This window comes from Nostoc sp. DedQUE04 (assembly GCF_034530995.1).
Classification (GTDB): Bacteria; Cyanobacteriota; Cyanobacteriia; order Cyanobacteriales; family Nostocaceae; genus Nostoc.
In genome coordinates this window covers 69129-93443 of sequence record NZ_JAVRCA010000002.1, presented here as the reverse complement: position 1 = coordinate 93443, position 24315 = coordinate 69129, and the positions used below count along the sequence as shown (strand labels likewise).

20 protein-coding genes are annotated in these 24315 nt (G+C 37.2%); 7 read left to right on the top strand and 13 right to left on the bottom strand.

Annotated elements, in window-relative coordinates; genetic code table 11:
- Nucleotides 1-24: 24 nt before the first annotated feature.
- From RM049_RS01830 to RM049_RS01790, 9 genes are all read right to left on the bottom strand, one after another.
- On the bottom strand, nucleotides 25-1176 hold the full coding sequence (locus RM049_RS01830; protein ID WP_322702956.1) for a glycosyltransferase family 4 protein: 1152 nt from the start codon (nucleotides 1174-1176) through the stop codon (nucleotides 25-27).
- A gap of 104 nt (nucleotides 1177-1280) precedes the next feature.
- On the bottom strand, nucleotides 1281-2174 hold the full coding sequence (locus RM049_RS01825; protein ID WP_322702955.1) for a glycosyltransferase family 2 protein: 894 nt from the start codon (nucleotides 2172-2174) through the stop codon (nucleotides 1281-1283).
- Nucleotides 2175-2302: 128 nt separating this feature from the next.
- Nucleotides 2303-3319 carry a hypothetical protein gene (locus RM049_RS01820; protein WP_322702954.1) on the bottom strand — a complete coding sequence of 339 codons (1017 nt, stop codon included), beginning with the start codon at nucleotides 3317-3319 and terminating at the stop codon, nucleotides 2303-2305.
- A 24-nt stretch (nucleotides 3320-3343) separates the two neighbouring features.
- On the bottom strand, nucleotides 3344-4615 hold the full coding sequence (locus tag RM049_RS01815; RefSeq protein WP_322702953.1) for a glycosyltransferase family 4 protein: 1272 nt from the start codon (nucleotides 4613-4615) through the stop codon (nucleotides 3344-3346).
- Between the two features lie 48 nt (nucleotides 4616-4663).
- A complete protein-coding gene (locus RM049_RS01810; RefSeq protein WP_322702952.1) occupies nucleotides 4664-5893 on the bottom strand; it encodes an O-antigen ligase family protein in 1230 nt (409 codons plus the stop codon).
- Complete coding sequence (locus tag RM049_RS01805) at nucleotides 5890-6837, bottom strand: glycosyltransferase family 2 protein (protein WP_322689580.1); 948 nt, start codon at nucleotides 6835-6837, stop codon at nucleotides 5890-5892. Before RM049_RS01805 ends, RM049_RS01810 begins: the two co-directional genes overlap by 4 nt.
- 24 nt (nucleotides 6838-6861) lie before the next feature.
- On the bottom strand, nucleotides 6862-8184 hold the full coding sequence (locus RM049_RS01800; RefSeq protein ID WP_322702951.1) for a flippase: 1323 nt from the start codon (nucleotides 8182-8184) through the stop codon (nucleotides 6862-6864).
- 119 nt (nucleotides 8185-8303) lie between these two features.
- A complete protein-coding gene (locus tag RM049_RS01795; protein ID WP_322702950.1) occupies nucleotides 8304-9257 on the bottom strand; it encodes a glycosyltransferase family 2 protein in 954 nt (317 codons plus the stop codon).
- Between the two features lie 70 nt (nucleotides 9258-9327).
- Nucleotides 9328-11535 carry a polysaccharide biosynthesis tyrosine autokinase gene (locus RM049_RS01790; protein WP_322672116.1) on the bottom strand — a complete coding sequence of 736 codons (2208 nt, stop codon included), beginning with the start codon at nucleotides 11533-11535 and terminating at the stop codon, nucleotides 9328-9330.
- A gap of 1103 nt (nucleotides 11536-12638) precedes the next feature.
- On the opposite strand from RM049_RS01790, the gene RM049_RS01785 reads away from it, so the two are divergent.
- From RM049_RS01785 to RM049_RS01760, 6 genes are all read left to right on the top strand, one after another.
- Nucleotides 12639-13025, top strand: coding sequence for a hypothetical protein (locus RM049_RS01785; protein WP_322702949.1), 387 nt, complete (start codon nucleotides 12639-12641; stop codon nucleotides 13023-13025).
- A gap of 72 nt (nucleotides 13026-13097) precedes the next feature.
- Complete coding sequence (locus tag RM049_RS01780; RefSeq protein WP_322702948.1) at nucleotides 13098-13529, top strand: bifunctional diaminohydroxyphosphoribosylaminopyrimidine deaminase/5-amino-6-(5-phosphoribosylamino)uracil reductase RibD; 432 nt, start codon at nucleotides 13098-13100, stop codon at nucleotides 13527-13529.
- Between the two features lie 1323 nt (nucleotides 13530-14852).
- Nucleotides 14853-15872 (top strand): RpoD/SigA family RNA polymerase sigma factor, encoded by a 1020-nt coding sequence (locus RM049_RS01775; protein ID WP_322672112.1) that lies wholly within the window; start codon nucleotides 14853-14855, stop codon nucleotides 15870-15872.
- 115 nt (nucleotides 15873-15987) lie between these two features.
- The gene (locus RM049_RS01770; RefSeq protein WP_322672111.1) at nucleotides 15988-16482 is read left to right on the top strand and encodes an ureidoglycolate lyase; all 495 of its coding nucleotides are present in this window, start codon (nucleotides 15988-15990) and stop codon (nucleotides 16480-16482) included.
- Between the two features lie 216 nt (nucleotides 16483-16698).
- Nucleotides 16699-17046, top strand: a complete 348-nt coding sequence (locus RM049_RS01765; RefSeq protein WP_322672110.1) for a translation initiation factor — start codon at nucleotides 16699-16701, stop codon at nucleotides 17044-17046.
- A 141-nt stretch (nucleotides 17047-17187) separates the two neighbouring features.
- Entirely contained in the window at nucleotides 17188-17346 is a 159-nt protein-coding gene (locus tag RM049_RS01760; RefSeq protein ID WP_322672109.1) for a YqaE/Pmp3 family membrane protein, read from the top strand.
- A gap of 420 nt (nucleotides 17347-17766) precedes the next feature.
- On the opposite strand, the gene RM049_RS01755 is transcribed toward RM049_RS01760, so the two are convergent.
- The 4 genes from RM049_RS01755 to lpdA form a co-directional block, all read right to left on the bottom strand.
- A complete protein-coding gene (locus RM049_RS01755; protein WP_322672108.1) occupies nucleotides 17767-18435 on the bottom strand; it encodes a carbonic anhydrase in 669 nt (222 codons plus the stop codon).
- Nucleotides 18436-18552: 117 nt separating this feature from the next.
- Nucleotides 18553-18804: a DUF5340 domain-containing protein gene (locus RM049_RS01750; protein WP_069072137.1), complete on the bottom strand. Its 252-nt coding sequence runs from the start codon at nucleotides 18802-18804 to the stop codon at nucleotides 18553-18555.
- A 242-nt stretch (nucleotides 18805-19046) separates the two neighbouring features.
- A complete protein-coding gene (gene trpC / locus RM049_RS01745; RefSeq protein ID WP_322702947.1) occupies nucleotides 19047-19937 on the bottom strand; it encodes an indole-3-glycerol phosphate synthase TrpC in 891 nt (296 codons plus the stop codon).
- 118 nt (nucleotides 19938-20055) lie between these two features.
- Nucleotides 20056-21480: a dihydrolipoyl dehydrogenase gene (gene lpdA / locus RM049_RS01740; protein ID WP_322702946.1), complete on the bottom strand. Its 1425-nt coding sequence runs from the start codon at nucleotides 21478-21480 to the stop codon at nucleotides 20056-20058.
- A gap of 429 nt (nucleotides 21481-21909) precedes the next feature.
- Here lpdA and RM049_RS01735 point away from each other — a divergent pair, with 429 nt between their 5' ends.
- On the top strand, nucleotides 21910-23685 hold the full coding sequence (locus tag RM049_RS01735; protein WP_322703049.1) for an SWIM zinc finger family protein: 1776 nt from the start codon (nucleotides 21910-21912) through the stop codon (nucleotides 23683-23685).
- Nucleotides 23686-24315: the final 630 nt, after the last annotated feature.

The window sequence follows — 24315 nt, the reverse complement described above, 5'->3', positions numbered from 1 at the left end:
TTAAAAATTATTTTTTGAATATAACTAAAAAGCACTTATCCTTAGAAGGATGTCTGCGATATTTTGTGCTTTTGCATTCCACGAATACTTTTCGGTAATTAAACTATATGCTGTATCTACAAGTGATTGATATTTATCAATATTTGAAACAGCATCCAGTATTGTGTTAGCGACTTCTTCGCTAGAGTATCCTGTTACTAACAGATGTTCCAAGTGGCGAAATTCTTCTAAACCTCGCAAACCTTCTGGCGTTGATACAACTAATTTTCTACTAGCGAAATAATCTAGTGCTTTATTGCGAGCGCCACCTGCTACTGCTTGTTTTGAAAATGGCAATAAAGCAATATCTGCATATTTCAAATGGGCGATAAAATCTTCCCTTTTAGGTAAAAAGCCTAAAAAAGAAATATTAGAGGGTATTGGTTCTGAAATATCGCTACTATCCCTACCAATGACAACAAAATGTACTTTTTCCTGATAATTTTCAAGGTATTTAGCAACCTCAATAGCCATTGATACAGACATATCATTAGTTGGAAATTGAAATGTTTTGGGAGCAATGATAACGACTATTTTAGCTGGTCTGAATGCCTGATAGGGGTCTTTATCTGGAAAAACTTCAGTATTGAGTAAGTCTTCAGTAACTCCATTCCCGATAGAATAAATTTGTTGTGGAGTTTTTCCATACCATTGGGAAATTAGTTTAGGAATTGATTCACCTGCTGCAATAATTGGACTACCAGAAAATATTAAAATTCCCTGAGCAATATATGTCTTAATACATTGTGCAAACTCTTTGAAAGGATTGGCAACTGAAAACAAGCGCATCCAGTATTCATAAGGCGAAAATGTATGAAAATCTAAGACAAGAGAGGAGCTACTGTGTTTTCTAAGCTTTAGTGAAATTAAAGCAGCCAATCCAGGTAGTGTTTCTTGAGCATACACAATGTCTGGACAAAACTCGTCGATGCACTTTTCTATGGATTGAATATATGACTTCAAGCTTCTCGATCCAGTAGAAAAAGAAGGTGCATAATTAACAGATGAACAATCTAAACCTAGCTGAAAAACATCAAAATCCTTAGTAAGATATTGTCCTAGATAAAAAGGTCTAGTAAATGCACCAAATGGCTGACTAGAATCGAGGGTTGAAACAATCAGTAAGCGTTTACCCATAAAATAATTGTTGATTGTTTTATAATTTTAAATTACATTTCTCAAATGATTAAGATAGTTATAATTTCTCTAAATAGCATCCATCAATAACTATCGTGCAATTATTAAGCTTCTGAGTTACTTTGATTAATATCCTCAGAAAATGTCGGAGAAGTTGCTAAATTTTTGTAACCAATAATTGCTCTAATATAGGGTAAGAACCAGTACAATATCCAGAATGGCCCAGAGTGTCTGCTACAAAATATAGTCCATGATTTCAATGGAAAAGCTTTGATTTGTAGTACTTTTTTCAAGCGTTCTAAGAGATTTAAATTGGTATCTGCCCAACTATTGCGGATAGAATTTTTAGTGCAAGTACCAATATACCCAGGAGCTACCCATATTTTACAACCCAATTTACGCGCTCTTAGAGCATAATCTAAATCTCCTAAACTATGAACAAAAGCTGTATCAATATTACCAACTTTGGCAGCAACACTTTTAGGAATTAGCACGCAGTTACCATACATAGCATCGCATTGTTGGATAACGGAGCTTGGTTCTAAAAATTCAAATTTGTTAGAATACCACTTTTTAGATTTTACCGCTCCTCCATAGGTTGCTTTTCCTGTAATTGAGTCTTTAGTTGAACCAACTACAATTGAGTCTCGATAACCAAGTTCTGTCAAATTTTGATGAACCTGTAATAGTTTACTCACAGCATTGGCTTCCAAAAATGTGTCATCATTCAACCACAGATAATAATCGTATTGATATTTGATTGCCTCACTAAAAGCTAGATGCATTCCTCCCACCCAAAATAAATTGCCATTACCTTGAAGAATTTGTACTTCTGGATATTCTGCTTTAACAGCCTCTGTAGTCCCATCAGAACTCCCATCATCGGTTAAATAAACATCACAACAATTTTTTTGCTGATATAAAGCATTTAGACAGGCAAGAGTTGTATTCCGTCTGTTATAACATGTCATAATTACAGCTATATTCGCTTTCTTCATCTCATTTTCCTGATAATAATATGTACAAAAAGAGTTAATCTAAATAATAAATTTAGATACGTTTTGGATGGATTTTATTCATAATCTCAATTATCAAAATTTTAACTTTCATATATCGTGATGTCAGTTTAAAATTTCACCCTGTTTTCTATCCATCCACTGAAATTAATATCTAAGTTAAAGCTTTTTAGTTTTTGTTCCATTCTTCTGATTCCCAACAAATATCTATGCCAAACTGATACACGAGGCATATTAAGTCTGACAACCTCTTCAGATAACCATTGATATTTCTTTGAATTGACATTAAAGTTTTTCAAATTTTTTATTTGTCCATGCCAATCGTTATAAAAAAATAAGTTGAAATAATGAATGGATACAATATCATCCCAATGTTTAATTTGTAGTTCTTTTGATAAACGGTTATGTAAAGGTAATGGATAACTATAATTAGGGGGAAGATGTTCAACGTTTTCTTCCAAGGCACATAAAGTTACAGACAAAACAGACTGCTCAACAAAATAAATACCCTGGGGAGGAGTAATATCCAAGCGCATTACTTTTTCAAAGTTCTCTTTCCAAGTTCTAAATATACCCGCACTTTTTCTTACAGCAATCAAACCAGAATTCCAGTAGGCTCTGATTCTTTTATTACCAATGGGTGTGTCAACAAATACCTCACGCTTTACTCCCAGTACTTCATATAGTTTTTGCCAATACCATTCTTGAGGATCTTGCAAACCTGTAGAACCAATTCCTTGTCCATACTCAGGACGCATCCGCACATTACAATCTACGGACAATAAAAATTCTTTTGGTTCAGAAAAAAAGCATTTGTCACTGTCTAAAAAAACCAATATTTCTGCATCGATATTTTCTTCTGCATAGGCACAAACTAGGGGTTTATTAGCTAAATAATATTCATGGAATTCTCGATTTATCGGGATTTGTTGATGAGTCACCTGCAATGCTTCAAAGGCTTGTTGGGTTTGCTTTAAAATCGGTTCACCTACTCTAGGATGGAAACTATATATAGGTGTATTTTTCAATTCGCCGCAGAACTTACGAATACTTTCTGCAAGCATCAAAGATTGACCTTCTAAACGACCAGGTTCTGTACAAATTATAAAAGCTATAGGTATTGACATAGTATGAAGTATTGATTTAATAAATTAATTACTCAATGAAGATTTCTTTGCTATCATCAATATTTCCTGAAACAAGGCTGAATAACGACGTGCTTGAAGTTCCAGGGTAAATTTTTGCTCGGCTTTCTCACGTGCATAAAATGAAAGTTTTTGCAATCTCTGTTCATTTTCAAGAACCCAGGTAATTCCTTTGGCAAAATCCTCAACTTCATAAGGTTTAGCCAAATAGCCGTTCTGCTGATGATCGACAATATCTTTTAAGCCAGTAGAATTAAACGCCACAACTGGAGTACCACAAGCGAATGATTCTGAAGCTGTCTGTCCAAAAGATTCTTGAAGAGATGGTACAAGCATTACATCAGCAGCTGAGTAAACAGTTGCTAAAGATATAGCATCGTGTAAGTGTCCCAAATAGTGGGTTTTGAAGCCTAATTCAGGTGGATTTTCGGGTTGAGATGCTCCAAAAATCACAACTTCCAAGTCATCTTTCCAGCCAGATTTACTCAATTCTTGTAAAGCTGGTTGCAACAAATGAAATCCTTTATTTTTATCGCTTGTCGCTTCTATAGCTCCAAATAGTATCAGCTTTTTATTTTGAGGTAGATTGAGTGCTTCGCGGGCAAAATATTGATTAATCGGTCGATATTTTTGAGTATCTAATCCGTGAGGAATTACCTCAATTCGCAAATTCTGGAATAAAGAACTGGAACAAGCGCACTCTGCTAGCCAAGAACTTGGTGAAACCAGGGTTAAATTTAAATTTTTCCAAGCTTTTGCTTTGCGTTGCCATACCCAACGGGATAAATCCCATTCATTACCACTGTTGAGTTGAGGACAAGCCCCGCAGGATACTTTGTAGCGATCGCATTCTCCAGTAACGTGACATCCTCCAGTAAACCCCCACATATCATGGAGAGTCCAAACTAAAGGGCGCTTCAGTTTAGCAAAGGTTTCTATTTGCATAAAACCTCCGCTAATCCAATGCAGATTGATTATATCTGGATTAATCTGAGCAACTTTAGGAATAACTCTATCTGGCAACCATTGAGTAAAAAATGGGGTATTTTTCTTTTGACGATAAAGCTTTAATGGCAAACTTTCAACTGTCAGCTTTGCCTTAGCGATGCCTTGAAACAGTCTAATTTTAGGTGCAACTATTGTTTTATCATTACTAGATTTTTCCTGTACTAACATTTGTGACTGTAGTCCTATATTTTGTAAACCTGTGTGTAAACGATATGCAGCCCTAGCTGCACCGCCACTAATATCATGGGTACTAATATGTAAAATTTTCATTTTTATTAACTTAATATTCACTAAAACTATTTCTGATTGTCATAAAAACTAATTGAATAAAATCTTTTTATAATTTCGTTGAGATTCAATAGTCAAAGATAATGATGTGGTGATATACATTAACCAATTCCAGCTAGGAGTTAATAATCTGGCTTCTGAAAAATTCACTATGACAATGATAATTAGCATCTGCATTGGCCAATAATCTTCTGGCTTTTTAGCGATAGAAATAATTCGAGTCAGTGCCATTACGAAAAACCGGACAAACCCTGCTGCAAAAGTCAAAAACCCTAAGAATCCCAATTCTAATAATAATTCTAAAAAACCATTATGGGCGTTACTTGCCCAATCGTAAGTAGCTCTTAATTTGGATGCAGCATTACTAGTCCAAAATCCCGAAAATCCATAACCTAACCAAGGTCTCTCCAAAATCTTAGAAATTACTAGCTCCCAGAGATCAGAGCGTCCATTGAAGGTAAGGTCTTTACCAGAAGTACCAACTACAGTTTCGGCATTATTGAGAAGTAATATTGAAGAAATCATCAGCAACATCAAAGTTGAAGTGATCGTAATAACTTGTAACTTATAATTAGTTTTCTTCAGGGATCTATAGACAGGTAAAAGTAATATCATTGTCAATAAAATCGTTAAAGATGTTGTTGAACGTGAAAGGATAATTAGACATATAGATATCCCACATAATGCCCACATCAACCAACGATATCGATGACCACTAAGAGCCAGGTGCAAAAAAACTCCTGCACTCCAAGCCATCATGTAACCTAATTCATTTTTATGACCATAAATTCCACTCCACATACCTAGTAACTCAGGTGATTCGTGAATATAACCTGGTACGAATGCAGAAAATAGCATAGATAATGATGCAGCTACCCCAAGTGCCCAAGCTATCAGCTTAATTTGTTCCTTAAGGGGATAACGCATTGCTAAATAGATGGCAAGAAAATATATTCGGATTAGACCTCTTAAATAAGTGAGACTAGAACTTAGGTCTTCTGACCATAAAAGAGAAAATATAACTATTGCTAGTAATGAAAACTGTAGTGGACTTCTAATAATTACATAAATAAAACCTTTCCAGTATAAAATTAGGAAATAAAATAGGATTAAATATGAAACTATATTGAACAAGGTATCTAGCTTATCACCTCCAAGTGTAGACATTGAAACTTCTTGTGCAGGGTGTATTGTTAATGCCCCTACAGAAATTAGTAGTAGCAAAATAGTTAATATTTTTTCTGTTAGTTTTATTTTCATTTCTGAAATTTAATTGCTCTATTTTTTATCGTTGAATAATTCAATCTTTTCTTTACTTCTTCTTTAAGAATATCTAATACATTTGCTTTATAAACTGTTTTTTGTATAAATTTATCTGCTTCTACATTCCTGACAATAAATGGTGGATGCTTTAAGGCAAATTCCATCGCCTGCATGGGCATATTGATAAAAGAAAATTCTTGATTTGAATTGAAATGAGTTGCGTCTGCACCAACACCAACGTTAGAGATTAAATTGACATTGGGAATAATACTTAAGCTTCCCTGCATCCAACAAGCAAACGTCCATTGGTAATCCCAGGTTATACCTGTAGGATTGTCATAAACAGATTGAAATATTCGTTGCCAAGAATTTACCGTTTTTTGATCTATAAGAATGTCATGTAAAAGGTTTTCTGCTTGCACCTCTTTCCAGAGTTTGATAGTCAAATCATAATGTTGCCAAGCACGTCTCCAACTTGCCCAACCCCAGCAGTGGTTGTAGCGAGAAAAATAGTAACTATAATTTGTACGTTTTTGTCCAAGTTGAAGATTTTGAGCAGAAATTGTGGCGATTCTGGTATCATTTCTATATTTTTCCAGCAGTTCCTCGCTAAACCTAAAAAAAGTTGGGTGAGGGATACAATCATCTTCTAAAATAATTGTTTCTTCAACATTATTAAAGACCCAATCTAAACCACTTGATACCCGTTTTGCACAACCTAAGTTAATATCAGAGTAATTTTTTATTACTTCACAATCCCAATCAACTTTCTCAATAATTGCCCTAGTCGCTTCACATTTTTCTGCCTCACCTTCGCGGTCAGTGCGGGGCCCATCTGCAATTACAAAAAGTTTTGTTGGTTTTACTTGGCGAATGGCTTCAAAAACTTTTTCTGTTATTTGGGGGCGTTTAAAAATAATAAAAGTTACTGGTGTTTGCATCATATAAAAGTTAAATAATAACGATCAGTATTTGTAAAAATGAATAAGCGATCGCACCTGAATCTTAAAAAGTTTTTGTGTTCTGGAATCAAATGCGTTGCATATAAAAGCAGCAGCAGCTTGAGATATTATTGTTGCGATCGCAGCTCCAAGTCCTGCATATTTAGGAATAAGTAATAAATTGAGAATAATGTTTAGTATTGCTCCAAATAAAGTTTTACCTAAAGAAACGTGGTTCAAACCTTCAGCAATAAACCAAGGTGATGTTGCAAGACCCATAAATACAAACAAAGAAGTCCAAATATGAACTGCTAATATTGCTCCTGCATCTGCATATCCACTTCCAAACATCACTATAATTATCTTGTCAGATAAAAAGGACATTGGAAGAGCAATTGCTAAAGATATACATGTCATTAGACTGAATAATTGTCCTATTCGCTGATAGTAAAGACTTTCTGATTTTTCTTTTGCTGCATAAATTGCCGGAGCAACAGAAGAAACAATAGCCCCTGGAATAAAATACCAAATTTCAGAAATACGCACAGCAGCAGAATAAACTCCAACCTCACTATCTCCGATCATTTGACCTAACATCACCTGATCTATTCTCATAAAAATCATGATGGCGAACCCCGAAAAAATTAGAGGTAAACTCTCTTTCAAAAGAGTTTTGGCCACCGCAATGCTCCAACGCCATAACCACAAAGAAGATCCTTTGACTTGGTAAACAATCAGTAAACCAATTGCACTCATTGCAAATTCTGCTAATGTTACCAAAGCAAAAGCTAGCAATGGTGCTTTTGTTAAAATTAGTGCGATTTTAATGACAGTATTTAGTAGAAATGCTGTGTTTTTAGCTATTACACTGTATTTCGACTGTATCCGTGATTGAAACCACAGTTCAATAGTATCAGATGCCCTAAAAACTCCTGCTATTCCTAAAATTGCCACTAGCCATATCTTTAGTGTTTCATGCTCACCTAAGAAAAACATCGTGCTAACTGCCAATAAAACAGAAGCAATTCCACCCAAAAATTTTAGCCAAAAAGTAGTTCCTAAAATTTCCTCTTTATTTGATGATTGACGAACAAGATGGCGAACTACTACATCGTCTAGTCCGAGAGTAAAAATTGGGCTAAATAAGGCAACAAAAGCTAAAGCATAGTTAAATAGACCATACTGTTGCACTCCTAAATAACGTGCTACCCATACTCCTACAACTAAGCTTGCACCCATACGTAGAATGCGATCAGCAAATAACCAACCTGTATTAGCAATAATTGCACGCAGTCCAGAACGAGATTTAAATTTCGATAAGTTTTTAATTTTTAATTTGCTTAACATTATTTTTATAAATTAATCATATGATGTTTTTTATACCTATCAATCTCGCTTATGTAAATTTATAATATTCTCATATACAAAATAAAGTTTATTTATTCCAAAACTCACATTATTATCACCTACAAGGTTTTTAATTTACCATCGATCAAAATTTTAAAGAAATAGCTAAATAAGAAAACAATGCCTTTGATTTTCCAATACAAACTATGCTCAAATAAAAATATTATTTTCAAGTAAATAACAAAATCTTTATATTTTGGGCATGGTATTGTTTGGAACTCATTGATAGATGTAAAAGCTAAAAATAATGGAGAGCTAAAATTGTTTTTTTGCATAATGTAATTAAACAGTGAATTACGTTTCCAGAATCTTTTGTATTCATAGTTTTTGTCTACCTTTAAAAAAGTATTATTATGATATTTATTATTATCATGTATTCTATACTTTACTAAAGGTTTAGACATATAAAACTTTTTAGCCCCCACCAAAGAAGCTCCCCATACCAAACAGTCATCAGCCCTTACACGCCAATCTTCTAAATTTGGAATAGGTAAAAATTTTCTGACTATTTCTCTACGTATTGATAATGTTGAAGTTATAGAACCAATCCATTCACCATTATATAAAGTTTTAATTACTGAATAACCCAAATCTAAATCAACTAGATCGTCTTGAAATATGCCTTCTACTGCTCCAAATTTTTTATACGCACAAAATACAAAATCACATTCACTGCGTCTATTGTAAAAATTTAGGGCGTTTTCTAAATATTGAGGTTCATAAATATCATCGGCATCTAAAAAAAATAGAATGTCACCAGTAGCAGCTAAAAAACCTTCATTAAAAGATGATAATTGTCCTTGATTTTGTTCTTTAAAAATAGCCTTAACATTAGCTACTTGAGTAAATTTGTTGATAATTTCCACAGAATTATCTGTAGATGCATCATCAACAATGATAATTTCATCAAATTTGACTGTCTGATTTAAAGCGCTATCAATTGCCTCAAATAAAAATTCAGCATAATTGTAATTATTAATTAAACAAGAAGTTTTAATTTTAGTTTTATCCATTATTACTATAGTCAAAAAATTAGATTGAGATAGTTGTAGTGATGCTAGCTTTCACAATTTATAAAAAAACTTAACGCTCTTGGCGAAATTTAGTTAAGCTGCTAGAAAATACCAAATCTTGTTCAATTTGTCGTTTTTTAGTGTCATAAAAATAATTATTAGGTTCATTTTTATTATTCACACCATTGATGACTATTCCTAATACCTTCTGACCTGACTGAGTTAAAAACTCTTTAGCTGCATTTGCACTGTTCAAGTCAACCACTCCAGGACGAACGACTAATAAGATACCGTCAGTCAAAGTGCTTAAAACAGCAGCATCTGCTATTCCTGACAATGGAGGAGTATCAAAAATTACAAGATCGTAATCTCTCCCAAAGTTACTAATTAATGTTGCCATACGTTGAGAATCTAGCATTGCCACTGGATTGGGAGGCAAAACTCCAGAAGTAAGAACTTCCAGATTAGGCATGACTTCCTGAACAACTGTATCTAAAGAAGCTTGATTAATTAGTACATTACTTAATCCCATTGTATTTGTTAGCCCCCAGATATGATGCTGTATGGGATGACGCATATCTGCATCCACCAATAACACCCTACGCCCCGCCTGAGCCATAGTCACAGCTAAATTTGCAGATACGTCAGACTTTCCTTCTTTGGCAACGGAACTTGTAATTACAATGCTTTTGAGCGGTTTATCAGAACAGAGGAACTTCAAGTTCACTTGTAGTATTTGATATGCATTACCAACAGGGAAGTAAGGAATATCTCTGCCAATAACTTTGGGAATGGCTCTATCCAGTCCTGGTATAGAAGAATGATCTTTACCATTTCTACCTTGTGTAGGAATCACTCCCAAAACACTGTATCTCAAGACTTCTTTGGCTTCTTTGACGGTCTTCACTGAGCGGTCTATCAAATCTAAAGTAAAGGCGACAATGATACCTAAGAAAAAACCAACTCCTGCTCCACCAATAATAAACAGCATTTTCCGAGGCCCTTCTGCTTTATCAGGGGTTAAAGCATAGGAAATAACACGAGCATTAGGAATCTTTTGATTCTGTGCAATATCAATCTCTTGGCGTTTCTTTAAGAGTGTTTCGTAAGTCGTTTGAGCTGCTTGCAGTTTCCGTTCTAGCTCTCGTTGACTTTGTTCTAGCCTTGGCAAATTATTTGCTCGTTTGATATAGGCATTTTGCTGTTGTTTGAGTGTGACAATTTGTCTCTCCAGACCAACACGTTCTGCCTGAGCACGAGTAATATCTGCAATTAGGCTTTGCCGCAGTTGTCCAACCTGTAAACTTCCCTGTGTTATCTGTGCTCCACCAGCTACTTGTCCTGTCCGCTCTTTTAACAAGTTCTTAAGAGCTAAGACTTTTTCTTCTAAGTTAGTAATTGTAGGGTGTTCAGGTGAAAAACGGGTACGCTCTAGTGCAAGTTGGCTTTCTGTTTCTTGAAGTTGGGCTAGCACTTTCTGAACTCCAGGTGCTTGACTCAATTCAGATTCGATTACACCTTGCCGTGAATCTATCTGAGCTTCACTGCTTAACTGTTCTAGACGACCCTTCACATCATCTAGTTGAGCTAAAGCTTGAGAAATTTGGTTTCCTAACTTAGAAATGGTATCGACTGCTGCGGCTGCTTCTTGTTCCAAAACAACAACTTTATTCGTTTCTTTAAATAGCCGCAGTTTTGATTCGGCTCTTCTGACAACTTCCTCAGCTTTAGGTACTTCCGTTACAAGAACCTGTTTGGCTGTTCGCGCTTCATTCTGATTAGCCTTGATATTTAGATCGATATAACTGTCAATAACTTCATTAACGATTTTGGCAGCTAGTTCTGGATCGCCACCTTTATAAGAAAGTTGTACAACATCAGTGCCTTTAATTCCTTCTATTTTTAGTTGTTTTGCCAAATCGGGAATCGAGAGCAGTTTGCCTTGGCTATCTTTAAGATTGAGGGAATTAATCGTTTTCTCAATTACTGGATTCGATCCAATAACTCTCACCTGAGTTTCCAGGGGATTGTCGTTCACATTTAAAGCTTCTAGGCGTCCTATGTCATCTGGTAAGCCTGTGAGTGAAGAAGAGCGATTTGTTTTAATCATCAAACTTCCTTCTGCCTTGTATGAAGGTTTTAGTGAAAATGCATACAAGCATCCAAGGCTAACAGATATAGTGAAAATTCCAACTAGAGGTAGCCAACGCCGTCGAATAACTTCTAAGTATTTCTGAATATTTACTTCTTCAAAACTTGGTAAAGATTCCATCGTCATAATATATCTAAACTTTTATAAAAAGACTATTTATTTACAGAAAATTGTTCTCAAAATTTTGACTACAGTGCTAATGAAGTCTAGTTTGCGATATTAATATTTGCGTTAATTCTTAGTTAATACATTGCTGCTGATTTCTTCAATATCTGAAGTAAACTATATACTTTTGTAAGCCGCAATTTTAACTTAAATTGATATTATAGTGAGAGCAAAAACAGGATAAATCACAATTTTATCCTTGATTTAGTTACTTTACATTTTTAGGGCTTAATTTTGGTTAATTTCGTTTTGTCTTACTACTAATACAAGTATTGATTAGTAAGCTAACAATCACTATCATATTATGTAAGAACATTGATTTTTATATCTTTACAAAAAATTTATACAATATACTAATATATTCAGTCTCGGTTTTCTGATTTTGAAAAGACAAGAGGAGTTAATTCGTTCAGGGTAAGGAATAGAGCGATTGTGCCATTCTATAAACAATGGAAGCACTTCAGAGATAGACTTTGGACAGTGAAAACACATACTTATAAAGACTGGATGAATCTTTACATAAGCTAGTTCAAAACTTTAATTAACAATTAATTCTTGCTCTAAATAATAGTCAATTTTGGGAATAATACAGGACTAGCAATCATAAAATTGCATGATTTGAGTCTTGAACCTATAAAGGTTCGCAATCAGTTTAATTTGCCTTTATGTAAAAACACATTACATTTTTTAATATAAATGTACCTGTATGGTAACACGCATGAAATATAGACGGCTAGTAAGTAAATTGGCTTCAGCTTAGATTTAACGTAGCCTAGCAAAGGAGTATCAAATAACAGCGTGGTTAGAGCAAAAAATTAGTTTACATCAGACTAGTACAAAATAGCAAAAATCCAGCTACTATCTCAATTAAGCAGACAAATAGCTCAAACAACTTGTTCAACGTAGGCAAACTTCCGTCAGATTTTACTATATTTTTAATAAAATTTCCCTATATTTATTATTACCTGTGTTAATCTAAGGTACTCAAGCTAGGCTGCTATTTCTTGGTTTTTGTATCTAGGCAATTGTAATTATTAAACTGACATTAAATGTTGAGAGATTGAATGATGAAATCCTCTTCTATTATCTTAGCCGTTGTGATTAGCGCACTCACTTTCAGTCAGAGTGCCTATGCTAATCAAGAAAATGTTTCCATAACAATAGGCGATCGCGATCGCGCTGGAGTTTTATTGACAGAACCAGCTACGATTAATACTACATGGAGTAATTTTCTCGGACAGACTAATAATTCAAAACAAACTGCTGAATCAATTTCGCTAATGCAGGAGCGAGGATGCCAAAAAATTAACCCGCTTGAGTTCATCAATAACCCAAGCGCTTTTTTTAAGCAATGTCAGGAGCCAATCAAGACTCCAAGTACTGAACCAATTGAATATCTCAAGGTTCCGAAACTGGATTCTGGTATTAGTGTGACAGTTACTAAATTTTGATATGGGAACTTTTTTAACAAAAAATAGCTAATTCTTGGTAATGTGATTTATCTAGATAATTTAAGCTCAAATATGGATGAAATATTTATGCTGGCTGCTTTAGCTCAAAGTAGAAAAGCTTTGCCGGAATGTTTGCCGAACCCACCAGTAGGCTGTGCCATCGTAGATGGCCAAGAGATCGTAGCTCAAGGATACACGCAAGCACCAGGAAAACACCATGCTGAAGCTGACGCACTTAAACAGATTCAAGGCAAAGCTTTCAACTCGTTGAAAATGTATGTAACTCTTGAACCTTGTTCTTTTCATGGACGCACACCTGCATGTGCTTTAGCGATCGCTAAAGATTGTCGGATACATGAAATATATGTATCTATACTCGATCCAGACCACCGCAATAATGGTAAAGGATTAGATATTCTCAGAATTGCAGGAAAAATAGTTAATGTTGGGTTATGTGCCAATGAGGTGAATGCTTTTCTTAGCCTATATCTACTAAAGTCATAGTTGAAGAGTTAGATTAAAACTTTAATATCATACCATTTTCCTAAAAATATTTGCAATCAGCCAACCATCTATGTAAATACATAACTGTGCTTTTGTGCAACTAAAAGTTGAAACTAGTAAGCGAGAAAGCTGTAAGATATTCCTTCATTAGGAGTTTTAGACTATTTCCGACTTCTCCAAAAAGTGGGAATGTTGTTGTTTAAGCTATGCTGCATAACAATCAACTAGATACCCTTACACAAAAATCTTTTCGCTTCAAGAGGATATTAATTAGGGCGATCGCGGGTGTTACTGTCTTGCCAAGTATCATCCTTGATGTTAGTGTTACCACTGTTAGCACTTTTAGTCCATAAAATTTCTCTAGAAGTAATCAAGTTGATTATACCGCATCCAGTACAGATGTCTGCGTTAAATTATAACATAAGTGCAATTGTCACAGATATCTGCGTCTTCTCGATCGTCCTAAATCCCAGGAAAGAGATATGAGTAAGAATGAATGTACAGATGTAGCAGTGCTAGTCTGTGCAAGTGTTCTGGATACCGCATAATTAATTTCACCAGATGCCTCATTACTAAAGTATTTGACCAGATTCTTAAAGAAAGCGGTTATTAAAGAGGGAAGCAGGAGAAGTTCTTTCATGTTTAGCGATCGCCCACTATATATCTGGCTTGATATGCTTAGATTGTATTACAAAAAAAACTAGTTAAGAAATGGATATTTTATACTTAATAAATTTTTATTTAATGAGATTACATTGATTGATAAGTAGACTATGAAAAATTAAAGAAATAAAGTTTTTGTGATATTTTAAAAGTTGGTATTAATAATTTATCTCTTAGAAAATAGAATCGTGGCTCAGGATTTTTTACTTTTACAGTAAACGCATTGGATAACTAGACTAAATTTAATTATTAATTGTATTTTAAAATATGCAAAAATCAATGAGAGAGGAATGTAATCACTTCAAAGGATATGCTAATGATACTTTAGGTATTTGATTTGTGATCGGTGATGATGTTATTATTAAGGGGTAGGTTGATTTTGGGTTTATTATCTCCAACAATTAACTTGTAATGTATCATAGACCAGAATTCATCAGTGTTGCAAATTGATTAGACCTTTTGCATAAATTACAAACTAATAAACCCACCTCGCCAAAGCGTAGCTTTGTCTACCTTCCCCAAAAGTGGGAAGGAAATTAAAGGATGGGGTGTTAAGTACTTTTGCAAGATATCTATGATTAGCAGTGTGAAATGGCTGTGGGTCTGAATATCTAGACTTGATACCAATAAATTGATGAGGTTACAGAGGAGCAAATAACCATGAGCAACTTAACATCTCCACATACCGAAGTTCAAAAAACGAAGAAAAAAAGTTTAACCGCAGATAAAAAGCCTCGATCTACAGATGATATTGTGCGTAGTTATCTGCAAGAGATCGGGCGTGTAGATTTGTTGACTCGCGAACAAGAGGTTATTTTTGCCCAACAAGTGCAGCAGATGATGAATTTATTAGCTGCTAAGGAAGAATTGGCTGTCAAATTAAACCACGAACCCACGCTACAAGAATGGGCAGATCGGGTGGAGTTAAGTGTGGAGGTGCTAGAGCAACAGCTAAATTTAGGACACCAGGCCAAGCAGAAAATGATTCAGGCTAATCTCCGGTTAGTGGTAGCTGTGGCAAAGAAATACCAGCACCGTAATCTGGAATTTATGGATTTAATTCAAGAAGGTACTTTAGGTTTAGAGCGAGGGGTAGATAAATTCGATCCCGCCCTTGGTTATAAGTTTTCTACCTACGCTTACTGGTGGATTCGTCAAGGAATTACACGGGCGATCGCTCAACAAGGACGTACAATTCGTTTACCTATCCACGTCTTTGAGAAACTGAACAAAATTAAACGGGTACAGCGAGAATTATCTCAACACTTAGGTCGCGTTCCTACTACTGCTGAAATTGCCACTGCCTTATCTTTGACACCTAGCCAAGTTCGAGAGTGTTTGTACTTAGCTCGTCAACCCTTCTCTTTAGAGGCGCGAGTTGGCGAACAACAAGATACAGAATTGCAAGACATACTGGAGGATGATGGCCCTTCTCCCGAAGATTATGCCGTTGAAGAATCTCTCCACCAAGACTTACAAGACTTATTGGCAAAGCTGTCTCCCCAGCAGCGAGAAATATTAACCCTGCGCTTTGGTCTAACGGATGGGTATGAACTTTCTTTAGCACAGATTGGCGATCGCATGGGTATTAGTCGAGAACGGGTGCGTCAAATAGAACAAAAAGCTCTTAGTCTCCTCCGGCGCCAAAAAGAACAAGTACGTAGTTATCTAGCTAGCTGAGGTTATTTTTTCAGAGTTTAGGGCATTTAAACTCAGGAAGTCACCATCATAACTATGTAAAATTCAGTCATTATGGGCGAAAATAAACTTAGATAATCTCTCTTAATGATTTGATATGAGCACATCAAAGACAGTGCAACAGTTGCAAGTGCAATGGGTGACTCCTGAAAACTTTCGGCGTTATGGACAGGTTATTTTTGCAAGTCTTGATGGCAAAACTTACGATGGGGAAGATGCCCAGTTAAACCTGCAAAACGGGATTCCACGATTTTATCTTATGCGGTTGGAGAAAATAGGACGAAAGTTCCACAAAATTACTCGCCATATGCAATGCACTCAATGTCTGGGTTCTTTGGAAGGGAAGGATTGGTTAATTGCAGTTTGTCCTCCTCATAATGATGTGAGTGAACCAACATTAGAAGAAATTGCTGCTTTCCGCATTCCGGGGAATTGTTTTATCAAGCTACATGAGGGTACTTGGCACGCTGGCCCTCATTTTGACCATGAAGCTGTGGATTTTTATAATTTGGAACTGGCTGATACAAATATGGTGGATCATTTCACCCATGATTTTCTCAAGAGTCATCAATTAGAGTTTGAGATGGTTTAAGTAAAATTAGGTTGAATTATAGATATATACAAGCCATTTTCTGGAATCAGTTTAACCATTTCAATCTACTTTCTACTGAAGGAAAGATTAATTCAAGTATTACGTCAGTTTGGTTATGATGTATAGAAGTATAATGTTAGCCTAGTAATTGTATCCCAGTAGAATAGTTGCGTAGAACTTTCCACTGCTTTTGAAATTTTTCTTAAACATTCATTTATGTCTTCTTCCAATTCTCAATCTTCTGACAAAAGCTTTGTCTACCGTGAATTTGGCAACGACAACTCCGCCGCCACAGAAAGACCAATTCCAGAACTACCCCCACAACAACAAAACTTGAAAGTACAAGCTTCCCGCAAAGGACGCAAAGGCAAAACCGTCACAGTCGTTAGCGGTTTTCAAGCCAAACCGGAAACCTTAGCAGATTTGGTGAAGCAGTTAAAAACCCAGTGTGGGACAGGCGGGACACTTAAAGATAACGAAATTGAAATTCAGGGCGAACACAAACAGAAAATTCTTGAGATTTTGACCAAGCTAGGTTACAAAGTCAAAATTAGCGGTGGCTAATCTTGAGTGCGGTTTACCGTATATAAACCGCGATCTAGATGAAGAGAGGAAATGTTATCTTTGAAATGTACAAATATGCTTGAACAGTGGTGAATCAGTTTGCCAACAAGCTGTCTTTTCTGAGATAAACAGGAGGTTTAAATGGATTTAGTTCGGATTCTGTGTGCCATTTTCGTGCCACCTTTGGGAGTTTTTTTACAAGTAGGTTTTGGTATAGACTTTTGGATTAATATACTTTTGACGCTTTTTGGTTACATTCCTGGAATTATTCATGCAGTGTGGATAATTGCGAAGAAATAATTTTTTGTCGGAGTAGGTTAAGCGTATCCATATCAGTGTTACTAATTCTAATAGAGGCAATTCATGAATTGCCTCTATAAAAAATATTAGGAAATTTACTGTTCTATATTCATTTGTAATATCAGGTTTACTTAATACTTATAATGTTTGTAGTTTCTCTTGAAAGAGAAAAGTCAATATTTGATGCTTGTTTATGTTCAGTTTCACTGACATTTAATCCAACTTATATTGCTAGATTTTATTATCAGTAATCACCCGATCTTGACATTACTTTAATAAACAAAAAACTCTAAAAATACTATTTTATTTTTTAAATACACGTAAGCACTGCCCAATAAAACTCGATATCTAAATAAGATTTGTAAAAACACGATTTATCAACTCTATAATGCACGCTTCGGTGTGGCTGAAAATACCGAATTAACTCTCATGTGTTAACATGGCATAGAGTCTAAACTCTAAAAGCAAGGGGCAAATGTGCAATTGCCATTGCACAGTTGAAACGTTTAAATCTTTGATTAACCCAGTGTGTATATCTAGTACCCAGCCATGAACCATAGGCGCTTTTCGCTCATGGAGTACCTGACGCATGATGGAAGTTTGATAAATATTTTTCACTTGCGCCACAACATTGATTTCTGCCAAGCGATTCAAACGTTCTTCTCTTGTTGGCAAAGCATCAATTTCTTCTTGTTTCTGTAGATACAGTTCCCGAATTGGATTTACCCAGTTATCAAGAATTCCAATCGTTCGCCCTTCTAAAGCTGCCTTAATTCCTCCGCAATCGTAGTGACCACAAACGATAATGTGTTCCACTTTCAGGTGTAAAATTGCGTATTCTAAAACGGCTAAAAAGTTTATATCCGTTAGAGAAACTTGATTGGCAATATTACGATGTACAAATAGCTCTCCTGGTTCTGTACGGGTAAATTTTGTTAATGCCAGACGACTATCAGAACACCCAATGTATAGAAAAGGTGGTGTTTGTCCGTTAGATAATTCTTGAAAGTAAGTTGGATCTAGAGCTAGCTTTTCGGCAACCCAAGCCTGATTATTTCTGAGGAGTTCATCAATGCTGTTGTATTTCATCTTTCGTCAAATTCGAGAGAGAATCTCATCAATTTTTTATTTTAACCGATCTACAGTTTTGTCTAAATCAAGATGAACTTTCTCTGAACTAAAATCTTATAAAGATGACAATCTTTTTCAATCGGGGGCAACAACTTTGCTATCGTTATGATGGTTGATTGACCAACGGTGATCGATAGTTACAGAGGAAAACTCGCAAATTTCTTCTAGTCGCTTTTGCTGTACAGCAGCTTTACGGAGAGTAATAATTAGCTGATTCACCTGATGCCGTAAATCTGGGTTATCATTTACTGCTAACATAGTTTGTCTTTCTAAGAGTTGAAGTATAAGTTCGTAGTGAATAGGCGAAGGTAGAGGAATTTGCTCCATGAAGTTAACTTTTGATTTCATATTTGGGATTTTGTATGAGTTACAGTTTATTTCTTGTTAATAAATTGTTACATAATAAATAACTAGTTGCTTATGGCTTTGGTTTGATTAGCAATGAAGATTTGGCAAAGATATTGATGATATTTGATAGCAAAGTGCTGCGTGTATACGCATAGTATGCCCAATTGCTTAACTATTATGTGCAGTTGCCCTGCGCCTTTTAGGGCAGGTGGGTGTTTATTTTAAAAATTCCTCGGTAATATACGAGCGATCGCAGCACCGGGATCTGATTGTTTTACCAAAGATTCTCCAATGAGTACAGCAGATGCACCTGCTGTCAGCACTAAACTCAAATCTTCTGGGTTGTGTAGTCCTGACTCGCTGACAACAAGGATATTTTTCTCTTGCAATTGTCTACCTCTTGCAGCCAAAAGTTGGCAAGTAGTTTGCAGATCGACAGAGAAATCTTCCAAATTGCGATTATTGATACCTATTAAGGAGACTCCTTCTAAGGCTAACACCCGGTCAAGTTCTGCCAAACTATGGACTTCAATCAAAACTGCCATTTTCAGGTTGTTAGCAATTTTGAGGAAGTATTGCAAATCTCGATCGCTCAGGATAGCTGCAATCAACAAAATAGCATCTGCACCCTGAACCCGCGCTAAGTACATCTGGTAAGGATAGATGACAAACTCTTTACACAGTAGGGGCAAATCTACGGCAGCCCGGACTTTGGCTAAATTGTCAAAACTACCTTGAAAGAACTTGACATCTGTCAGCACAGAAAGACAACTAGCACCTCCTTGCTGATAAGACAGGGCGATCGCTACTGGGTCAAAATCTGCTCGTAAAACGCCTTTACTAGGTGAAGCTTTTTTCACTTCGGCAATCAATGCTGGCTTTGTCTTACCTTGACGCAAAGCGGCAACAAAATCACGGGTTGGTGGCGCAGAGAGTGCTTGATGTTGCAATTCCCGTAAAGGCAGCCTTTCACGCATTTGGTCAACTTCTACTTCTTTATGCCAGACAATTTCTTCCAAAATATTGTTTGGCGCTGCATCAGGTACGGCAGCCTGATAACGTAACATGGACACGGAAATAGCTGGGTTAGGTGAACGGCGACGGATTTGCATAATTAGTCACTAGTCATTAGTCATTGGTCATTGGTCATTTGTCATTAGTCATTGGTCATTAGTCATTGGTCATTTGTCCTTGTTTATTGACAAAGGACAAATGACAGAGGACAAATGACTAAATGGCTCGTTTATAAGCTTCGTCCAGGACTTCTGAGAGTGTCGGGTGGGCGTGAACTAGATGTGCGAGACTTTGCACAGATTGACGGTTGGCGATCGCAGCTGACGCTTCATGAATTAAGTCTGAGGCGTGCAGTCCGAAAATGTGAACACCCAAGACTTCTCCGGTGTCTTTGCGATATATCACCTTGGCAATACCGTCGGCTTCATTTTCTGCCAACGCTTTGGAATTTCCTTTGAAGTAACTCCTACTTGTGGCGATTTCAAACCCTTCAGTTTGTCCCAACTCTTTAGCTGCTGTTTCAGTTAAGCCTACATAGCTGACTTCTGGGTGGGTAAACGCCGCTGCGGGGATGCTGCGATAGTCTACTATTCTTTCCCTCCCAACTATATTTTCTACCGCGATGATGCCTTGAGCAGAAGCCGCATGGGCTAACATCATCTTCCCATTAGCATCGCCAATTGCCCACAGATGCGGCACGACTTCACCTGCTGATAGTACTGCCATGCGATCGTCTACTGGAATAAAATTCCGCCGATCGAGTTCCACACCCACAGACTCTAAACCAAGATTTTTGGTCGCTGGGATGCGTCCCGTAGCCACCAAGCAAGCATCTACTTCGATGACATCTATATCTTCTTTGGTTTTGAAATCTGCTAACTCAATTACCACAGGTGAACCGGGAATGACTTTTTTGGCGTATATCCCAACTTTTGTTTCAATATCGCGGGGAGTAATTAGCACTCGTTCGGCAAGTTTGGCAATATCGCGGTCAAATCCTGGCATTAACTTATCTAGGGCTTCAATCAAGGTGATTTCACAACCCAAAGCTGAGTAAACATCAGAAAATTCCAAGCCGATGTAACCACTGCCAATAATTGCTACCCAGTCTGGTAAGGACTCTAATTTGACACCTTGATCGCTGGTAAAGACAGTTTTGCCGTCTATTTCAATACCTGGAGGAACAAAAGGAATTGAACCTGGCGAAAGGATAATGTCTTTGGCTGTGATGGTTTTTTCACCCCCGTCTCCGGTAACAGAGACTTTTTGCGCCCCAGCGATTTTTCCCCAACCGTTGATAATATCAACTTTTAGACGTTTGAGGCTGTTGGTTAAGTCGCCTTGAATTTTCGAGACGAGACTATTAGCATGATTAGCGATCGCTTGGCGATCAAATTCTACGCTACCAATTTGAATTCCCAGTGACTTGAGGTGGTGGGCATTGCGTAACTCCCGCACGCGTCCAGATGCTGCCAGCAGTGCTTTAGAAGGAATACAGCCCCGATTAACACAGGTTCCTCCCATATCAGCAGCTTCAATAATTGCTGTTTTCAAACCACAACTTACGGCGTGTAAGGCTGCGCCATGTCCGCCTACACCAGCGCCGATAATTACTAAATCGTAATCATATCCTTGACTCACGTTAGTTTCCCCGTCTGCTTCGCCTATTTATTCTCAACTTGACCGACACTCAGCGCAACCCTTTTAACAGTTATCAGTTATCAGTTTTATCGCTGAACTCTAAATCCCTTACCTTACATTACCCTGACTGTTTACTGTTAGACTGTTCACTGATTTCAGGTTTGGGTATTGCTAACTCAAATTATGATTCACTCACTTCTGGCGAAAATATGGATATTTTCATTATATGGGTTGGTTTTCCCAGAAAAGCGACAATAAATTAAGTGAGTATTTGCAGGACAATGAAACTTATTTCCAGTTCTGAGCTAGTTAATGAATAGAAATTGCAGTCTCATTCAGAATCGCCACACCTTTTTCTTTACAGCGCGTTAGCGTAACACTAAGCTGGATTTAGGATTGATCCAGAAGATTTACGCAGGCGATCGCTCGATGTCTATTCCCCAAATTAGTGAATTTACTATCCGCCGTCATGCCAACGCCAAATCTTTCCAGCGAGGCGAGGCATATTATAACGCTGGTGCTGTTAATGCCGTTATCCAACGCGGTCATCTGCTTCAGGCAGATGTTGTAGGCACTGAAGCTAGACCTTATCATGTCAGCCTGAATTTCGATAGCAGTGGGTTAACCTCAGTAAAATGCACCTGTGCCTACGACTATGAAGGTTGGTGCAAACACATTGTAGCGACGATGCTCGTTTGTGCGCGTAACTCAGAAAATATTGAGCAGCGCCCCACCCTGGAAGAACTACTAAATCGCCTGAATTATATCGAAACTCAAAGGCTGCTGCAAGAGTTGGTAGCGGAATACCCCCCCCTAATTGAGGCGATTGACCGTCATGTAAGTTGGATGACGAATCCTGCTGACAACCAAACAACCATAAAATTCGTACGCCGCAATACTCTCGATCCGGCTCCCTTTCGGCGGCAAGTACGGCAGATTCTCAAGGATACCGTGCGCTACTTTGAGGAGGGATACGAAGATGACCCGATTGGCGAAGATTTGCTGAGTGTAGTGCAAACTGCGGTAGATTTTAGCGAACGGGGAGAAGGTGAAAATGCGATCGCTATTTTGGAGGCGATTACCTCTACCTGTGCGGAAAATTGGGATGATGTTGCCGAATACGGCGCTGAAAATGACGAAGTTGTCGGCGAATTAAATAATGCTTGGTGTGAAGCAATTCTAATCGCCGAACTTACTCCAGAAGAAAAAGTTGATATTCAAATAAATTTGGAAGCTTGGCAAGATGAGTGGAATGCTGATTTTGGTCTAGTTATGGAGGCTTTACGCCAAGGTTGGGATTATCCGCCACTGGTACAAGTTCTCCAAGGTAACATTACTGAAAGGGGAGCATGGGAAGAAGACGTACCAGATTATGCTGATGATTTGGCATTAATTCGCCTGAAAATTCTCGAACGTCAAGAACGTTATCAAGAATACCTGTATTTAGCAGAAGCGGAAGGGCAAACCCAGCAATATCTGACAATGTTGGGGCGTTTAGGCAGGGTGGAAGAAGCAATTGATGCTGCTCAAACCCAGATGAACTCAATGGAAGAAGCCTTTGCCCTAGCCAAAACACTCAGCGTTCAGGGAGCATTACAGCAAGCACTAGATATAGCCGAGAGTGGATTAAATTTACCGGGTAATTGTCAGTATGAATTGGCAATTTGGACAAGTGATTTAGCTATTAAATTAGGTAATAGTGAAGCTGCTTTATCAGCAATCAAGGCGGCTTTTCAAATGAAGCCCTGCTTTGTGGATTACCAAAAGATGGCAGAATTGGCTGGGGAAAACTGGGAAAGTGTCAAAACAGACCTGCTGAGAATTGTCCGTACTTATAATGGTTGGGGAACAGAATCAGCCAAGGTGGATATATTCTTGTATGAAGGGCTAATTGATGATGCAATTGCGATCGCTAGCGAACTAAGTTCCGATCGTTCAGAGTTAATTCACCGAGTCATGGATGCTGCTATTCCTCATAATCCTGGTTGGGTAATTGCTAATGCTCGTCGCCGTGCCGAAAAGATTATGGATGCAGGTAAAGCCGAATACTATTATTACGCGGTTGAATGGTTGAAAAAGGCGCGTAATGCCTACCTGAAATCTGGGAAGAAAGCTGACTGGTTAAGCTATCGGGAAAACTTGATGCAAACTCACGCTCGTAAACGTAAATTGATGGGAATGTTTAAGGAAAGTGGTATGGAGTAGACCTCTTGCAAAAAGCACTTTTGCACTCTTGGGGGAAAAGGGGAAAGGATGGAATTTTCCCTTACCCTTTAACCTTTCACCTTTCCCCAACTTCAAGGCAAAAGTTACTTTTGCAAGACGTCTACTGATTGCAGCACACTAAATCAGAAATTTGGTATCAGATTTAAACTGTAAAAAAAGCACGGAGATACTACGCATAGTTTGCTTCCACGTAGTGGTACGGAAAGCCTTTGACTACATAAATTTTGCTTACCAAGGATTTCGGGCAACGCATAATTAATTTAATTTCACCAGATATCTCATTAATACTTTTAAGTCTGCAATCACCAGATGATTTAGCTTTTAAATTGAGATTTGCTCAAGACATCAACTTTAGCGACAAAAGATGAAGTAAGATTCACATCTGAAGCAGTCCCCGTATAATCCCATAGTTACTGACAAAAATAGTCCAGTGCGATGATTGATAAATACCCTCAGAATCTTATAGTGTCCTGCTTACCGCTGAGTATGTTTCTATTACTTAGCAGTACATTTTTAAGTCCACTGCAAGCTCAGGCTGTTGATACTACACAATTACCAAGTGGTGATTTCATCCTATCACAACAAATTCCACCACCACAGGATATCCAA

What these genes read in the sequence shown, in the direction of transcription:
- RM049_RS01805 (WP_322689580.1), bottom strand. Translation starts at nt 6,837, where the DNA reads ATGCAAACACCAGTAACTTTTATTATTTTTAAACGCCCCCAAATAACA.
- RM049_RS01765 (WP_322672110.1), top strand. Translation starts at nt 16,699, where the DNA reads ATGTCTTCTTCCAATTCTCAATCTTCTGACAAAAGCTTTGTCTACCGT.
- RM049_RS01775 (WP_322672112.1), top strand. Translation starts at nt 14,853, where the DNA reads ATGAGCAACTTAACATCTCCACATACCGAAGTTCAAAAAACGAAGAAA.
- trpC (WP_322702947.1), bottom strand. Translation starts at nt 19,937, where the DNA reads ATGCAAATCCGTCGCCGTTCACCTAACCCAGCTATTTCCGTGTCCATG.
- RM049_RS01755 (WP_322672108.1), bottom strand. Translation starts at nt 18,435, where the DNA reads ATGAAATACAACAGCATTGATGAACTCCTCAGAAATAATCAGGCTTGG.
- RM049_RS01750 (WP_069072137.1), bottom strand. Translation starts at nt 18,804, where the DNA reads ATGGAGCAAATTCCTCTACCTTCGCCTATTCACTACGAACTTATACTT.
- RM049_RS01800 (WP_322702951.1), bottom strand. Translation starts at nt 8,184, where the DNA reads ATGTTAAGCAAATTAAAAATTAAAAACTTATCGAAATTTAAATCTCGT.
- RM049_RS01780 (WP_322702948.1), top strand. Translation starts at nt 13,098, where the DNA reads ATGGATGAAATATTTATGCTGGCTGCTTTAGCTCAAAGTAGAAAAGCT.
- RM049_RS01815 (WP_322702953.1), bottom strand. Translation starts at nt 4,615, where the DNA reads ATGAAAATTTTACATATTAGTACCCATGATATTAGTGGCGGTGCAGCT.
- RM049_RS01820 (WP_322702954.1), bottom strand. Translation starts at nt 3,319, where the DNA reads ATGTCAATACCTATAGCTTTTATAATTTGTACAGAACCTGGTCGTTTA.
- RM049_RS01760 (WP_322672109.1), top strand. Translation starts at nt 17,188, where the DNA reads ATGGATTTAGTTCGGATTCTGTGTGCCATTTTCGTGCCACCTTTGGGA.
- RM049_RS01810 (WP_322702952.1), bottom strand. Translation starts at nt 5,893, where the DNA reads ATGAAAATAAAACTAACAGAAAAAATATTAACTATTTTGCTACTACTA.
- RM049_RS01830 (WP_322702956.1), bottom strand. Translation starts at nt 1,176, where the DNA reads ATGGGTAAACGCTTACTGATTGTTTCAACCCTCGATTCTAGTCAGCCA.
- RM049_RS01770 (WP_322672111.1), top strand. Translation starts at nt 15,988, where the DNA reads ATGAGCACATCAAAGACAGTGCAACAGTTGCAAGTGCAATGGGTGACT.
- RM049_RS01735 (WP_322703049.1), top strand. Translation starts at nt 21,910, where the DNA reads ATGTCTATTCCCCAAATTAGTGAATTTACTATCCGCCGTCATGCCAAC.
- RM049_RS01790 (WP_322672116.1), bottom strand. Translation starts at nt 11,535, where the DNA reads ATGACGATGGAATCTTTACCAAGTTTTGAAGAAGTAAATATTCAGAAA.
- RM049_RS01795 (WP_322702950.1), bottom strand. Translation starts at nt 9,257, where the DNA reads ATGGATAAAACTAAAATTAAAACTTCTTGTTTAATTAATAATTACAAT.
- RM049_RS01825 (WP_322702955.1), bottom strand. Translation starts at nt 2,174, where the DNA reads ATGAAGAAAGCGAATATAGCTGTAATTATGACATGTTATAACAGACGG.
- RM049_RS01785 (WP_322702949.1), top strand. Translation starts at nt 12,639, where the DNA reads ATGATGAAATCCTCTTCTATTATCTTAGCCGTTGTGATTAGCGCACTC.